The sequence below is a fragment of the Nonomuraea sp. NEAU-A123 genome (assembly GCF_018603905.1).
Taxonomy (GTDB): domain Bacteria; phylum Actinomycetota; class Actinomycetes; order Streptosporangiales; family Streptosporangiaceae; genus Nonomuraea.
On record NZ_JAHFZZ010000012.1, the window covers coordinates 327,398 to 340,102 of the forward strand.

The 12,705-nt window shown below is 68.1% G+C and carries 12 protein-coding genes and 1 tRNA gene; 8 read left to right on the forward strand and 5 right to left on the reverse strand.

The genetic code is table 11. The annotated features are described in order from the left end of the window. Positions 1 to 29: 29 nt before the first annotated feature. The gene (locus KLK06_RS34840) at positions 30 to 1,169 is read right to left on the reverse strand and encodes a ThiF family adenylyltransferase (RefSeq protein WP_214639828.1); all 1,140 of its coding nucleotides are present in this window, start codon (positions 1,167 to 1,169) and stop codon (positions 30 to 32) included. 85 nt (positions 1,170 to 1,254) lie between these two features. On the opposite strand from KLK06_RS34840, the gene KLK06_RS34845 reads away from it, so the two are divergent. The 3 genes from KLK06_RS34845 to KLK06_RS34855 all read left to right on the forward strand — a co-directional run bounded on the left by KLK06_RS34845 (position 1,255) and on the right by KLK06_RS34855 (position 3,199). After that, a complete protein-coding gene (locus tag KLK06_RS34845; RefSeq protein ID WP_214639829.1) occupies positions 1,255 to 2,034 on the forward strand; it encodes an enoyl-CoA hydratase/isomerase family protein in 780 nt (259 codons plus the stop codon). 68 nt (positions 2,035 to 2,102) lie between these two features. After that, positions 2,103 to 2,618 (forward strand): M48 family metallopeptidase, encoded by a 516-nt coding sequence (locus KLK06_RS34850; RefSeq protein ID WP_214639830.1) that lies wholly within the window; start codon positions 2,103 to 2,105, stop codon positions 2,616 to 2,618. Beyond that, the gene (locus KLK06_RS34855; protein WP_214639831.1) at positions 2,615 to 3,199 is read left to right on the forward strand and encodes a DUF2064 domain-containing protein; all 585 of its coding nucleotides are present in this window, start codon (positions 2,615 to 2,617) and stop codon (positions 3,197 to 3,199) included. Before KLK06_RS34850 ends, KLK06_RS34855 begins: the two co-directional genes overlap by 4 nt. On the opposite strand, the gene KLK06_RS34860 is transcribed toward KLK06_RS34855, so the two are convergent. Genes KLK06_RS34860 through KLK06_RS34870 form a run of 3 tightly spaced genes read right to left on the reverse strand, consistent with a single transcriptional unit; the run spans position 3,186 to position 5,977 of the window. Beyond that, complete coding sequence (locus KLK06_RS34860; RefSeq protein ID WP_214639832.1) at positions 3,186 to 4,181, reverse strand: endonuclease/exonuclease/phosphatase family protein; 996 nt, start codon at positions 4,179 to 4,181, stop codon at positions 3,186 to 3,188. The two genes, KLK06_RS34855 and KLK06_RS34860, sit on opposite strands and share 14 nt — an antisense overlap. 36 nt (positions 4,182 to 4,217) lie before the next feature. Then, positions 4,218 to 4,778 (reverse strand): NUDIX hydrolase, encoded by a 561-nt coding sequence (locus tag KLK06_RS34865; RefSeq protein ID WP_214639833.1) that lies wholly within the window; start codon positions 4,776 to 4,778, stop codon positions 4,218 to 4,220. Beyond that, on the reverse strand, positions 4,775 to 5,977 hold the full coding sequence (locus KLK06_RS34870) for a zinc-dependent metalloprotease (protein WP_214639899.1): 1,203 nt from the start codon (positions 5,975 to 5,977) through the stop codon (positions 4,775 to 4,777). Before KLK06_RS34870 ends, KLK06_RS34865 begins: the two co-directional genes overlap by 4 nt. A gap of 130 nt (positions 5,978 to 6,107) precedes the next feature. Between KLK06_RS34870 and KLK06_RS34875 the strand changes: the two genes are divergently transcribed. From KLK06_RS34875 to KLK06_RS34895, 5 genes are all read left to right on the forward strand, one after another. Next, positions 6,108 to 7,181 carry an NAD-dependent epimerase/dehydratase family protein gene (locus KLK06_RS34875; RefSeq protein WP_214639900.1) on the forward strand — a complete coding sequence of 358 codons (1,074 nt, stop codon included), beginning with the start codon at positions 6,108 to 6,110 and terminating at the stop codon, positions 7,179 to 7,181. A gap of 17 nt (positions 7,182 to 7,198) precedes the next feature. Next, complete coding sequence (locus KLK06_RS34880) at positions 7,199 to 7,624, forward strand: molybdenum cofactor biosynthesis protein MoaE (protein ID WP_214639834.1); 426 nt, start codon at positions 7,199 to 7,201, stop codon at positions 7,622 to 7,624. A gap of 10 nt (positions 7,625 to 7,634) precedes the next feature. Further along, positions 7,635 to 8,681 carry a PDZ domain-containing protein gene (locus KLK06_RS34885; RefSeq protein ID WP_214639835.1) on the forward strand — a complete coding sequence of 349 codons (1,047 nt, stop codon included), beginning with the start codon at positions 7,635 to 7,637 and terminating at the stop codon, positions 8,679 to 8,681. 132 nt (positions 8,682 to 8,813) lie between these two features. Further along, positions 8,814 to 11,774: a UPF0182 family protein gene (locus KLK06_RS34890; protein WP_214639836.1), complete on the forward strand. Its 2,961-nt coding sequence runs from the start codon at positions 8,814 to 8,816 to the stop codon at positions 11,772 to 11,774. Positions 11,775 to 11,828: 54 nt separating this feature from the next. After that, positions 11,829 to 11,905: transfer RNA gene (locus KLK06_RS34895), tRNA-Met, on the forward strand. A 305-nt stretch (positions 11,906 to 12,210) separates the two neighbouring features. Here KLK06_RS34895 and KLK06_RS34900 read toward each other — a convergent pair. Next, positions 12,211 to 12,684 (reverse strand): hypothetical protein, encoded by a 474-nt coding sequence (locus KLK06_RS34900; RefSeq protein WP_214639837.1) that lies wholly within the window; start codon positions 12,682 to 12,684, stop codon positions 12,211 to 12,213. Positions 12,685 to 12,705 lie beyond the last annotated feature (21 nt).

The following is a 12,705-nucleotide window of genomic DNA, read 5'->3' on the forward strand; positions in this document are numbered from 1 at the left end:
CCCCCCTTCGAGGTTCCCCGGACCCATCGTCAGCCCATTGCTGGTGACTGACATGACCATTCTGGGCGATAGGGATGGTTTCGCATACAACGACATTGTGGTTGCTGTATCCATGACCTGGTTTTCCATCGCCAATCAGGCATGATGTCCAATGTGCCGTTGGTCACAACGGGGTCGCGTCCGTCGATGTGAGCGAGCGCGTGACCCGTGGCCGAGGCCGCCACCAGCGTGGCCATGGTTGTGTCGCAGGCGATCTCGCCGGGCGGATAGCCGCCCAGCCGCGCGGTGACGATGGGCCACGCGGGGTCGGCATCGCGCCGGGCCAGGTCGAGGCAGTGCAGGCAGGCGGTCTCGCCCGGAAGGACGAGCGGCCCCACGCAACCGTGTCCCTCGAAGGCGGCCACGAGCAGGTGGGGGATGCCGAGAGCGGTCAACTCGTTGACCAGCACGCCGTCCAGCGGGGCGACCGGTGCCAGGACCACCAGATCGGGACGGTCGTAGCCATCGCCCAGGTAAGGGCCACCGGCCTGCGCGTTCGTCGCCGGCATCGAGGGCGTCCCGGGAATCTCGGAGTCGCCGGCCGGAGCCACCGTGTCCGGGGGCAGCGGGCCGCCGGAGGTGAGGCGTCGGGCGAGCGCCGCCGCCCCGTCCTGGCGGCTCATCCCCAGCTCCGACCACGTCAGCCCGCCAGGCGCGAGGTCGCACGGCCGTACCGGACCTTCGTCGAAGACCCGGATCGCCCCGATCCCGGATGCCGCCAGCAGCCCCACCACCTGCGCTCCCACCCGCCCGGCCCCGTAGACCCGCACCCGCGCCCGCCGCCGCCGCGCGAACACCGCCGCCCCGTCACCGGCCAGATCGAGGACATCCAGATCGGGAGCCAGACGATCACGCTCACCGAGCGAAAGCCGAACGGGCGGGACCGCCGCGTCGTCCAGCACCCCCTGCGCGGCGAGCCGATCCAGCAGCGCCCGGCAGGCCGCCTCGCCCAGTCCCGAGGCGGCGCCGTCACGCAGAACCTGCCCCAGATCGCGGGTGCCGTCGAGCTCCGCCACCCACTGGTGCTCCGAGCCCGTCACCAGGACGGAACGCAGGGGATGCGCCCCCAGTTGCAAGGTCTGCTCGTCACGGACGATCCGCCGGAGCGCGGGTTTCACACGTGGCCTCATGGCGCGCAAGACTGCCACCCCGATCCAAGATCCCGAGTGCCTTACGAGCCGCCTGTGGATAACTCTCCGCCGTTACGCTCCCTCCATGAACGAACTCCTGGTGGACCGCAGAGACGACGGGACCGTACTGATCACCCTCAACCGCCCCGACAGGCGCAACGCCATGACGGACGGCATGACCGGCGAGTGGCGCGAGACCATGGCCGCCCTGGCCACCGACACCGGCATCCGCTGCGTGATCGTCACGGGCGCCGGCACCGCGTTCTCCTCCGGCGGCGACCTGTCCTGGCTGGGCGAACGCGGCGCGGAGACCGTGCCGAAGCTGCGCGACCGGATGCTCGCCTTCTACCGCACCTGGCTGGCCATCACCGAGTTGGAGGTGCCGACCATCGCCGCCGTCAACGGCCCGGCGGTGGGGGCGGGCCTGTGCGTGGCGCTGGCCTGCGATCTCGTGTACGTCGCCGACGACGCCAAGCTGCTGGTCCCGTTCACGAAGCTCGGTCTGCATCCCGGGATGGCGGCCACGTACCTGCTGCCGAAGCGGGCGGGCGCCCTCGGCAGGGAGATGCTGCTGACCGGCCGCACGGTCACGGGACAGGAAGCCGCGGTTAAAGGTCTGGTAAATCAATCTTTCCCGAAACATGACCTTATGGCGGAAGTAGAGGCCCTCGCCCAGGCCATCGCGCAGAACGCCCCGATTGCCACAAGACTCACCAAGGTCGCCCTGAACCAGGACCATCCACACCTGGAAGCCGCACTGCGCTGGGAGTCCCTCGCCCAGCCGGTGACCATGGCATCCGCCGACATGATCGAGGGGCTGGTCGCGCATCGGGAAAGGCGCATGCCCAAATTCACCGGGTCTTAATCATCTGACCAGCAGAAACAACGACTCCCCCTCTGTGGAATTTCGCCAGTCTCGGCTACCGTGCATATGTGCCCCCCGAGACAGTCGAGGTCCGTCGCAGTTCTCGTCGCCGGCGTACGGTCTCCGCCTACCGCGACGGCGACAAGACGATCGTGCTCCTGCCTGCCTGGCTGAGCGGCGAAGACGCTGATGAATGGGTGAGCCGGATGCTCGATCGGCTCGCGGCCAAGGAGAGCCGGCGAAGACCGACCGACGAAGCCCTCCTGGAGCGAGCCAAGGAGTTGTCGGCGAAGTATCTCAACGGCAGGGCCATGCCGGACAGCGTGCGCTGGGTGGACAATCAGCAGCATCGATGGGGATCATGCACCCCGGAGAACGGCACGATCCGGATCTCGACCCGCCTCAAGGGTCTCCCTGAGTGGGTCATCAACTACGTGATCATCCACGAGCTCGTACATCTGCTCGTTCCCAGCCACGGCGCCAGGTTCTGGGCGCTGGTCGAACAGTATCCCAAAGCAGAACGGGCGCGCGGGTTCCTCGAAGGATTCTCCGCCGCCGCCCATACGGCACCGGAGGAGTGTTGACGCGCATCGCCGCGGTTCTCGTACGGCAGAGCATGGCGCAGGCGGCCCCCGAGGGCGTGGACCCGGACGAGTTCCTGGAGGCCATGGCCGAGGACACCTACGAGATGGTCGCCGGCCTCGAACTCGTCACGCCCGTCCTGGTCACCAGCGTCCCCGGCCTCGACGAGATCGTCTGGCCCGGCACCGAAGTGATCATGATCGACGAGGATGAGCCGCTCAAGGCCGTCATGGGCCGGTTCGCCGGCGACCAGGCCGTGGTGATCGGCGCCGACGCGCCCGACCTGCCGCCCCTGCTGGTCGGCAAGCTCTTCCGCGAGCTCGGCCGGGCCCAGATCACGCTCTGTCCAGCCGAGGACGGCGGAGCCGTGGCCCTGGCCTGCGGCCTGCCCATGCCCGGATGGGCCGGTCCCGATCTCGACGACCCCGACCCGGTGACGACCCTGCGCGCCCAGGCGCCCGGTCGCCGCATGGTGGCCACCGGCCCCGGCTGGCACCGCCTGCGCACCCCCGAAGACGTCACCCGCCTCGACCCCGGGCTGGAGGGCTGGGACAACCTCAGGGCCCTGCTCAAGGCACGCTGAGCTCCGCGAACACCGCCCGATGGTCGGTGTCGGGCACGGTGTGCACGCTGACCTCCTTCACGCCCACCCGCTGGTCCACCAGCACATGGTCGATCGTGATGATCGGCGGCACCCGCTTGTTGGCCGGCCAGGTCGGGATGAGCCCGGCCCCGACCTGATCGGCGGCGTCCTTGTAGCCGCGCGACAGCAACCGGCGCATGGGCGTGTGGTCGAGCGTGGCGTTGAAGTCGCCCGCCAGGATCCGCACCGTGTCACCCGAAGCGGCGGGGAGGTCGTCCAGGGCCTCGACCCAGTTCGTCACCTGGGGACCGAGCGGCGGAAAGGGATGCACGTCCACGAACTCGACCGGCTTGCCACCGGGCAGCGAGACCATCGCCGCGGGCATGTTGTGCCCGATCGGCGGTATCAGGTGGTAGATCGGCTTGAGCGGATGCTTGGAGTAGAGCCCGCTGCCGCTCGCGGACCACTCATCCTGCAGCACCCGGTGCGGCATCAGACTGGACAGCCCGGCCGCGTCGAGCGCCTCGACGCCCGAGGGCGTGAGCTCCTGAGTGCTCAGCACGTCCGGGTCGAACCGGCGCACCAGGCCGATGATCGTCTCCGGGTCGGCCCTGCCGAACAGCATGTTGATGGTGAGCACCCGGAACGGCCGGCCCGCCGTGGCGTCCGCCGTACCCAGAGCCCGGGGGAGGACGACGAAGCCGAAAGCGGCCGTCGTGAGCAGCGCCACCGCGGCCGCGGCGCGCTTGCGGGTGAGCGCGGCGATCATCAGGGGGACCACCGAGCCCGCGGCGGCGTACGGCGTGGCGGTCATGAGCTGGGTGGCCAGCGAGCCGCGTTCGAGCCCCGCCACTCTGGTCGCCGCCCAGGCCGCGAACGGCGTCACGGCCAGCCAGGTCAGCGTGGTGCCGGGGAATTTGCGCCGTTTCCGAGGGGGCGTAACGATCGTGCCGCCGACCGAGTTTTCGGCTGAGGTGTGCACATTGCCCCCTTGGAACGGTACAAGCCCAGGCGGACTCTAACCGAGCGCGCGGGTATTTGCCGTAAGCGCCACGCGGCCACGTGCCGCCAACCGGCGGGTCGCCTCATCGGAGAGCTCCGGGATCTCGTCGAGCGGGAACCAGCGCAGGTCGAGAGACTCCTCGCTGATCACCGCCTCGGCGTCCGCGGGCGCCACGGCCGCGTACTCCACGTCGAGATGCCAGCTGTGCGGGGGGTGGCACCAGACCTGGTGCTTGTCGACGGCCAGCGGGCCGGGCAACAGCTCCAGGTTGGAAATGCCCGACTCCTCCACCGCCTCGCGCAACGCGGCAGCCGCAAGGGAGGTGTCGGAGATTTCGCAGTGACCACCCATCGGCAGCCACATGCCAGCCTTGGGGTGCAGCGTCAGCAATACCCGCGCGCCGTCGTGCGACAGCACCGCGGTCGTCGCGGTGAGATGCCCCGGCACGCACTCGCGCAGCATCGCGTCGTCGTGCGTGCGCAGGTGATCGAGGAACTCGGCGCGCAGTGACTCCTCGCCGGGCGTGGGCGCGGCCCAGCCGGAGAGCACGGCCACCGCGTCGTGGCGCAGGCTCAACTCTGATCGTCCTCGTCGGGCTTGGCGTCCAACTGGGAGATGTCCCAGGCGGCCTCGCCGCGGACGAACGCGTCGGGGTCGTCGAGGTCGTCGGCCTGCGGCAGCAGGTCGGGGTGGCCCCACAGCGCGTCGCGCCCGTCGATGCCGCGCTCCTCCTTCAGCGCCCGCCACAGCGTCGCCGCCTCGCGCAGCCGCCTGGGCCGCAGCTCCAGCCCGACGAGCGTGCCGAAGGTCAACTCGGCCGGGCCCCCGGTCGCGCGGCGCCGGCGTACGGTCTCGGCCAGGGCGACGGCCGAGGGCAGCTTGCCGTCCGCGGCGTCGTCCACCACGGTGGCCACCCAGCCCTCGACCAGGGCGAGCATGGTCTCCAGGCGGGCCAGCGCGGCCTTCTGCCGCTCGGTCTCCTCGGGCTTGAGCAGCGCGCCGCCGCTCAACGCCTCCTGGATGGCCTCGGGGTTGTTGATGTCGAGCCCGCGGATCTGCTCTTCGAGCGCCGAGGTGTCGACCGTGATGCCCCTGGCGTACTCCTCGACGGCGCCGAGCAGGTTGGCGCGCAGCCACGGCACGTGCTGGAACAACCGGTGGTGCGCGGCCTCGCGCAGCGCCAGATAAAGCCTGATCTCGTCGGCGGGATGCTCCAGGCCCTCGCTGAACGACGCGATGCCGCCGGGCAGCAGCGCGGCGGTGTCGGACAGCGGCAGGCCGATGTCGGTGGTGCCGATCACCTCGCGGGCGAGCGAGCCGAGGGCCTGGCCGATCTGCTGGCCGACCATCATGCCGCCCATCTGCTTGAGCATGCCCATCAGCGGCCCGGCCATCTGCTGGGCCTCCGGAGGCAGGCCCGCGCCGCCGAGCGCGCCGCCCATGGTCTCGACCATGCGTGCGGCGATCGGCTCGCAGAGCGTGCGCCACACGGGCACGGTGTTCTCGATCCACTCGGACCGGCTCCACGCCTGCGGGTTGGACACACCGCTGGGCAGTGTCGTCGCCTCGTTCAGCCACAGGTCGGCCAGGCGCAGCGCCTCCACGATCTGGCGGCGCTCGCCTTCCATGACGCTCGGATCGCTCTCGGCGACCACGGCGTGGCGGGCGATGTTCTTGGCCATGTCCCAGTTGACAGGGCCGGAGCCCTGGGGCGCCGACAGCATGTCGGCGAACTGGCGCATCGCCTGAGCCATCTGCTCAGGGTTGCCGAACATGGCGAACGGGTTCTCGTTGGGGTCGTTTTCGCGACCTGGCAGGTCAGTCACCGCTCTACCTCGTGCAGGATGGAGGAGTCCACATCCGCCACGTTAGTCGTCCTACGGCGGATCAGTGCAAAGTGAGGACCTGGTGCCTACCTCGAAACGCCCGCGCCACCCCGTCGTCGCCGTCACCGGGGCCGCCTCAGGCATAGGCCGGGAGCTGCTCGCAAAGCTCGTGTCCTCCGCGGATTTCCGCAGGGTGGTGGCCATTGACGAGGAGCGCGGTGACGTCCAGGAAGCCACCTGGAGAGTGATCGACGTGCGGGATCCGCTCTTGGCGAACCGCATCTCCGACATCGACGTCCTGGTCCACCTGGCCGGTGACTACGCCGTCGACGCGAACCCCGCCGAGCGGCGCGCGTACAATCTGCGAGCTGCGCAAACGGTGCTCACCGCGAGCGCCGCCGCGCGCGTCCGGCGCGTCGTGCTCGTCACGAGCGCGATGGTGTACGGCGCCGCGCCCGAGAACGACGTGCCCCTGCCCGAGGTGGCCCCGGTCGCGGCCGAACCCGACACGGGGGTCGTGGGCGACTATCTGGAGATCGAGGCGCTCGTACGCAGATCGTCGCGGACCCACCCCGGCCTGGAGGTGACCGTCCTGAGGCCGGCGGCCGTGGTCGGTCCCGGCATCGACACGGTCATCACCCGCCATTTCGAGTCGCCCAGGCTGCTCACGGTCAAGGGCTGTTCGCCGCGCTGGCAGTTCTGCCACGTCGACGACCTGGTCTCGGCGCTGGAGCTGGCCGCGCGCGGTGTGGTGACCGGCGTGGCCGCCGTCGGCTCCGACGGGTGGCTGGAGCAGGAGCAGGTCGAGGAGCTGTCCGGATTGCGGCGCTTCGAGCTGCCCGCGGGCCTCACCTTCGGTACGGCGCAGCGCCTGCACCGGCTGGGCATCACCCCGGCCCCCGCGACGGACCTGCACTACGTCGTCTACCCGTGGGTCGTCGACGCCACAGCGCTGCGTGAGGCGGGCTGGAAGCCCGTCTGGACCAACGAGGCCGCGTTCGAGCAGCTTCTTGAGCTGCGCGAGAAGAGGACCACCGTGGTCGGCAGGCGGCTGCCGGTCAAGGAGGCCACGCTCACGGCCGCCGGCGCCACGGTCGCGGTCATCGGCACCGCCGCCATCGTCCGCCAGGTGCGCAAGAAGCGCCGTCTGTGAATATGTAGGCTCTTTCCGTGGACGTCATCCGGTTGCTCGGGATTCGCGAGACCTCGCTCTCCGTCGACGAGGTGCTGGCCGCCGTTGGGGACCACGCGGCAGGAGGCACCACGCTCTTCGTCGGCACCGTGCGAGAGCAGGACCACGGCAAGCCCGTGACCAGGCTCTCCTACTCGGCGCACCCCTCGGCCCTCGACGCGCTGCGCCAGGTGGCGGAGAAGGTGGCCGCCGACTTCCCGGTCACCGCGCTCGCCGCCGTCCACCGGGTCGGCGATCTGGAGCTCGGCGACATCGCCGTGATCGTCGCGGTCGCCTGCCCCCACCGGGGCGAGGCTTTCGAGGCGTCGCGCAGGCTGATCGACGACCTCAAGTCGCAGGTCCCGATCTGGAAACACCAGATCTTCGCCGATGGGTCGGCCGAGTGGGTCGGTGCCTGCCAATAAGCTCGTCCTCATGTCGCGACGCGCCTTGACCCTCCTGGTTGCGGGCTTCCTCGTGCTGGCGCTCGGTGTCGCAGGGGCTTTCCTGCCCGTCCCGTACGTCGTACTGAGTCCTGGACCGACCGAGAACACCATCGGCGAGGTCGAGAAGAAGCCCGTGATCACGATCAGCGGGCATCAGACCTATCCGACGGACGGTGCGCTGAGGCTGGTCACGGTGGCTTACCAGGGCGGCCCGAGCAGCAGGATCGATCTGCTGACCGCGTTGCGCGGCTGGGTCGATCCGACGGTCGCGGTCGTCCCCGAGGAGACCATCTTCCCCAAGTCCCGCTCGCCCAAAGAGGTCGAGGAGGAGAACACGGTCGAGATGACCAACTCCCAGGACTTCGCCACCGCGGCCGCGCTGACCGAGCTCAAGATCCCCTTCGGCATGATCGTCACGGTCGCGTCCACGGAGAAGGGCAAGCCGGCCGACGGCAAGCTGCGGAAGGGCGACGAGATCAGCGCCGTCGACGGCAAACCGGTCGCGGACGTCAAGACCATCAGCGACGCCGTCAAGGCGCACAAACCTGGCGAAAGCGTGGCCTTCGCCGTCACCAGGGGCAAGGACAAGACCGACATCAGCCTGCCGACCGTGGTGGGTCCCTCGGGCCAGGCCGTCGTGGGTGTGGTCATGCAGGAGAGCTACAAGTTCCCGTTCAAGGTCGACATCAACGTGGGTGACGTCGGCGGGCCGAGCGCCGGGCTGATGTTCTCGCTCGGCATCCTCGACAAGCTGACCCCCGGCGAGATCACTGGTGGCAAGGACATCGCCGGCACCGGCACGATCCAGGCATCGGGCGAGGTCGGGCCCATCGGCGGCATCGCCCAGAAGATGGTCGGCGCCCGCAAGTCCGGCGCGACCGTGTTCCTGACCCCGGCCGACAACTGCGCCGAGGCCATGAAGGCCGTCCCCGACGGGCTCCGCCTGGTGAAGGCCGAGACGCTGCACGCGGCGGTCGGCGCGCTCGACGCGCTACGCACGGGTAAAGGCGATGTGCCCGCTTGCGCTGCCGGATGAAACTTCTGGCGATCGCCATGCGTTAGCCGTACGGCTGGCACAGCGGTGTAGGTTGCCAGACACGGACCGTTTGTTCAACACGACGAGGGGTTGGCCTTGAGCTTCCGGACCCCAGGAGCCGGCGGCAGGGCAATGCGCTTGCCCCGCCGACCGCGACTGCTTCTTCCGGTCGCGATCGCACTCGTGGCGATTGTGGCGCTATTTTTCCTATTTTCCGGTATTTATACCGATTTTTTGTGGTTCGACACGGTCGACCCTTCCGTCGACTACACGTCCGTCTTTTCGGGCGTCCTGCTGACCGAGATCGTGCTGTTCCTGGTCGGAGCGGTGCTGATGGTCGGCATCGCCGGCGGCAACATGCTGCTGGCCTTCCGGATGCGGCCGATGTTCGGCCCCGCCATGTTCGGCGGCGGCAGCGGCGCGGACCGTTACCGGATGGCGCTCGACCCCCACCGTAAGCTGATCTTCATCGTCGGCATGGGCCTGCTCGCGCTCTTCGCGGGCTCGTCGTTCGCCGGGCAGTGGCAGACCTGGATGGAGTTCATCAACGGGGTGCCCTTCGGCAAGACGGAGCCCCTGTTCGGGATGGACATCTCGTTCTTCATGTTCGACTACCCGTTCATTCGGATGGTCCTGAACTTCCTGTTCACCGCCGTGATCATCTCGATCATCCTGGCGGGGATCACGCACTACCTCTACGGCGGCTTCCGGCTGCAGTCACCGGGCGTGCACGCCTCGCGCGCGGCGCGTGCCCACCTGTCGGTGCTGCTCGGCGTGTTCGTGCTGCTCAAGGCCATCGCCTACTGGATCGACCGATTCGGGCTGGTCTTCTCCGACCGCGGCTTCGTGCACGGCGCCTCCTATACGGACGTCAACGCGGTGCTCCCGGCGAAGACCATCCTGGCGATCATCGCGTTGATCTGCGCCGCGCTGTTCTTCGCCGGTGTCATTCGGCCCGGCGGCATGCTGCCCGGCGTCTCCTTCGGCCTGCTCGTGCTCTCGGCCATCCTGATCGGCGGCGTCTATCCGGCGCTGGTCGAGCAGTTCCAGGTCAAGCCGAACCAGCAGCTCAAGGAGACGGCCTACATCCAGCGCAACATCGACGCGACACGGGCCTCGTACAACGTCGACCAGACGGAGATACTGCCCTACACCGCGGAGGCCGACCCGACCAAGGTCGAGAGCAACGGCGACGCCTCGGTGTCCGGTGTCAGGCTGCTCGACCCGGCGCTGGTCTCCGCGACGTACGAGCAGACCCAGCGCATCCGCGGCTTCTACGGCTTCTCCGACCAGCTCGACGTCGACCGCTACCCCGATGCCTCGGGCAAGCAGGTCGACCACGTCGTCGGCGTACGCGAGCTGCTCGGGGTGCCCGAGGGCCAGAACAACTGGATCAACAACGCCCTCGTCTACACCCACGGTTACGGCATCGTGGCGGCGCCCGGCAACGAGGTCGACCCGGGCGGCCTGCCCGACTACGACGCCAAGGACATGCCGGTCATGGGCCCGCTGGTCAACACGACCAAGCTGAAGGAGTCGCGGGTCTACTTCGGCGAGAGCCCGGCGTCCTCCGAATACGTCATCGCCGGCGGCAACCCGAAGAACCCGCAGGAGCTCGACTACCCGGAAACGGGTGGCACCGGCCAGAAGAACACCACATACACCGGCAAGGGCGGCGTCCCGGTCGGCTCGTTCCTCAACCGGCTCGTCTACGCGGCCAAGTACGGCGAGAAGAACATCCTGCTCTCGGGTGACGTCAACGACAATTCCAAGATCCTGTACGTGCGTAACCCGCGCGAACGGGTCGAGAAGGTCGCACCGTTCCTGACCCTCGACGGCAACCCCTACCCGTCGATCGTCGACGGGCGGATCACCTGGATCATCGACGGTTACACGACCTCCAACGAATACCCGTACGCGCAGAGCGAGAGCCTGGGCGACATGACCAGCGACACGACCACCGGCCGCCGCGTGGTCGCCCAGCAGCCGCAAGACAAGATCAACTACATCCGCAACTCGGTCAAGGCCACCGTCGACGCCTACGACGGCACGGTCACCCTGTACGGCTGGGACGAGAACGACCCGGTGCTCAAGACGTGGAGCAAGGCCTTCCCCGGCATCATCCAGCCGCAGTCGAAGATGAGCGCCGACCTCAGGGCCCACGTGCGTTACCCGGAAGACCTGTTCAAGGTGCAGCGCTACACCCTGTCGCGCTACCACATCACCAACCCCGCCGCCTTCTACAGCGGCCAGGACTTCTGGAACATCCCGAGCGACCCGTCACAGGGCGAGAACACCAAGCAGCCGCCCTACTACGTGACGACGACGATGCCCGTCCAGAACCAGGCGCCGACGTTCTCGCTGACGACGACGTTCGTCCCGAAACAGGGACCCAACCTGGCGGCCTTCATGGCGGTCGACTCGGTGGCCGGCCCCAACTACGGCAAGCTACGCATCCTGCGAATGCCGTCCAACACCCCCATCCCGGGCCCCGGCCAGGCACAGAACGCCTTCCAGAGCCGATTCGCCGGCGAACTGAACCTGCTGGGCGTCGGCGCCTCCTCGGTCCGTTACGGAAATCTGCTGACCCTGCCCTATGCGGGCGGGCTGGTGTACATCGAGCCGGTGTACATCCAGGTCGCCGCCGGTGGCGGGCAGGAGCCGTACCCGATCCTGCAGCGCGTCCTTGTGTCGTTCGGCAGCAAGATCGGTGTTGCCCGGACCCTTCCGGAAGCTCTGAAACAGGTCTTCGGCGACGGACAACAGCAGCAGACGCCACCCAACAACGAGCAGGTGAAACCCAACCAGAACACCACGGCTCTGAAGGCGGCGATCGACAACGCCCAGAACGCCTACAACGAGGCCCAGAAGGCGCTGCAGTCAAGTCCGCCCAACTGGGACGCCTACGGTAAGGCCCAGAAGCAGCTGGAAGAGGCACTGAAGGCTCTGGAAGGGCTGGGTGCTCTGCCGAGCACCACCGCCACCCCGACGCCGTCACCGTCGGCCTCTCCGTCGTCCGCACCGTCGTCGTCACCCTCGGTGTCGCCGTCGGCGTCCGGCTCTCCGACGGCGACACCGACGGCCAGCCCGTAGGTTCCTCGATTTGCGTCCACCCCGCGCCACCTATAGTCTTTAGACACACACCGACGCGGGGTGGAGCAGTTCGGTAGCTCGCTGGGCTCATAACCCAGAGGTCGCAGGTTCAAATCCTGCCCCCGCTACCAAGTCGAAAAGGCCCTTCAGGATAATCCTGAAGGGCCTTTTCGCATGCCCTGTCACAAAGGGCTTCGTACGGGGTGCATGGCAGCCTATTGTGGCTGCTCACGAACTTTGCTGAGTCGGTCGCCTTTCCATCCACCGTGACTCGACCTTTTAGCGGTACGTCGCGATTACCGAGGCCGGTCGCGAGTATGTGCGCTTGCACGAGCGGCTTGATCACGTCAGGCAGGACGGCGCCGCGTCTGACCGGGAGCGCCGCGGCGGGACCACGTCGGCGCAGTACGCGGTTCGGTGACCAAACGGGTCGAGGCTAACCGGCCGACCCGCCCCCATGGGCAAGGACGGCACAGTGTCCGAGACCCGCGAGACCGCACATCGTCAGCTCGACCACTACTCCGGTCAAGACCCACTGAGGCCAGGTCTGGACCGGCCCATCGCCGTCGGACACCCAGAGTACGAAGATCAAGTTGGCGAGTCCGCAGAGCAGGAGTCCAGCGCTCAGGCGGATGTATGCACGGCGGGGGATCGACCGCCCTAATCGCCACAGGAGCATTGGTAGGGAGAACATGGCGAAAGTGCGCATCGCGCCGCCCGCGAAGGTGCCCATGAGGTGACCAAGAGGCGCTTGGAAGTAACCGTGGTCGGCCCAGTCGTACTTCTTGGCCAGCCATGAGCCGGTTGCCCACATCAGCGTGAGAATCACCAAAATGACAAGGAACTCGCTGATGGACTCAGGGAACGAAGCGCTTCGTTTTCGATCTTCGGTGGAAGGCGTGTCGCTCATGGTGCCCTTCGGAGAGATGCC

Coding starts and splice junctions, on each gene's coding strand:
- KLK06_RS34885 (WP_214639835.1), top strand. CDS start 7,635: ATGTCGCGACGCGCCTTGACCCTCCTGGTTGCGGGCTTCCTCGTGCTG.
- KLK06_RS34900 (WP_214639837.1), bottom strand. CDS start 12,684: ATGAGCGACACGCCTTCCACCGAAGATCGAAAACGAAGCGCTTCGTTC.
- KLK06_RS34870 (WP_214639899.1), bottom strand. CDS start 5,977: ATGTTCGGCAACCCTGAGCAGATGGCTCAGGCGATGCGCCAGTTCGCC.
- KLK06_RS34890 (WP_214639836.1), top strand. CDS start 8,814: ATGCGCTTGCCCCGCCGACCGCGACTGCTTCTTCCGGTCGCGATCGCA.
- KLK06_RS34845 (WP_214639829.1), top strand. CDS start 1,255: ATGAACGAACTCCTGGTGGACCGCAGAGACGACGGGACCGTACTGATC.
- KLK06_RS34840 (WP_214639828.1), bottom strand. CDS start 1,169: ATGAGGCCACGTGTGAAACCCGCGCTCCGGCGGATCGTCCGTGACGAG.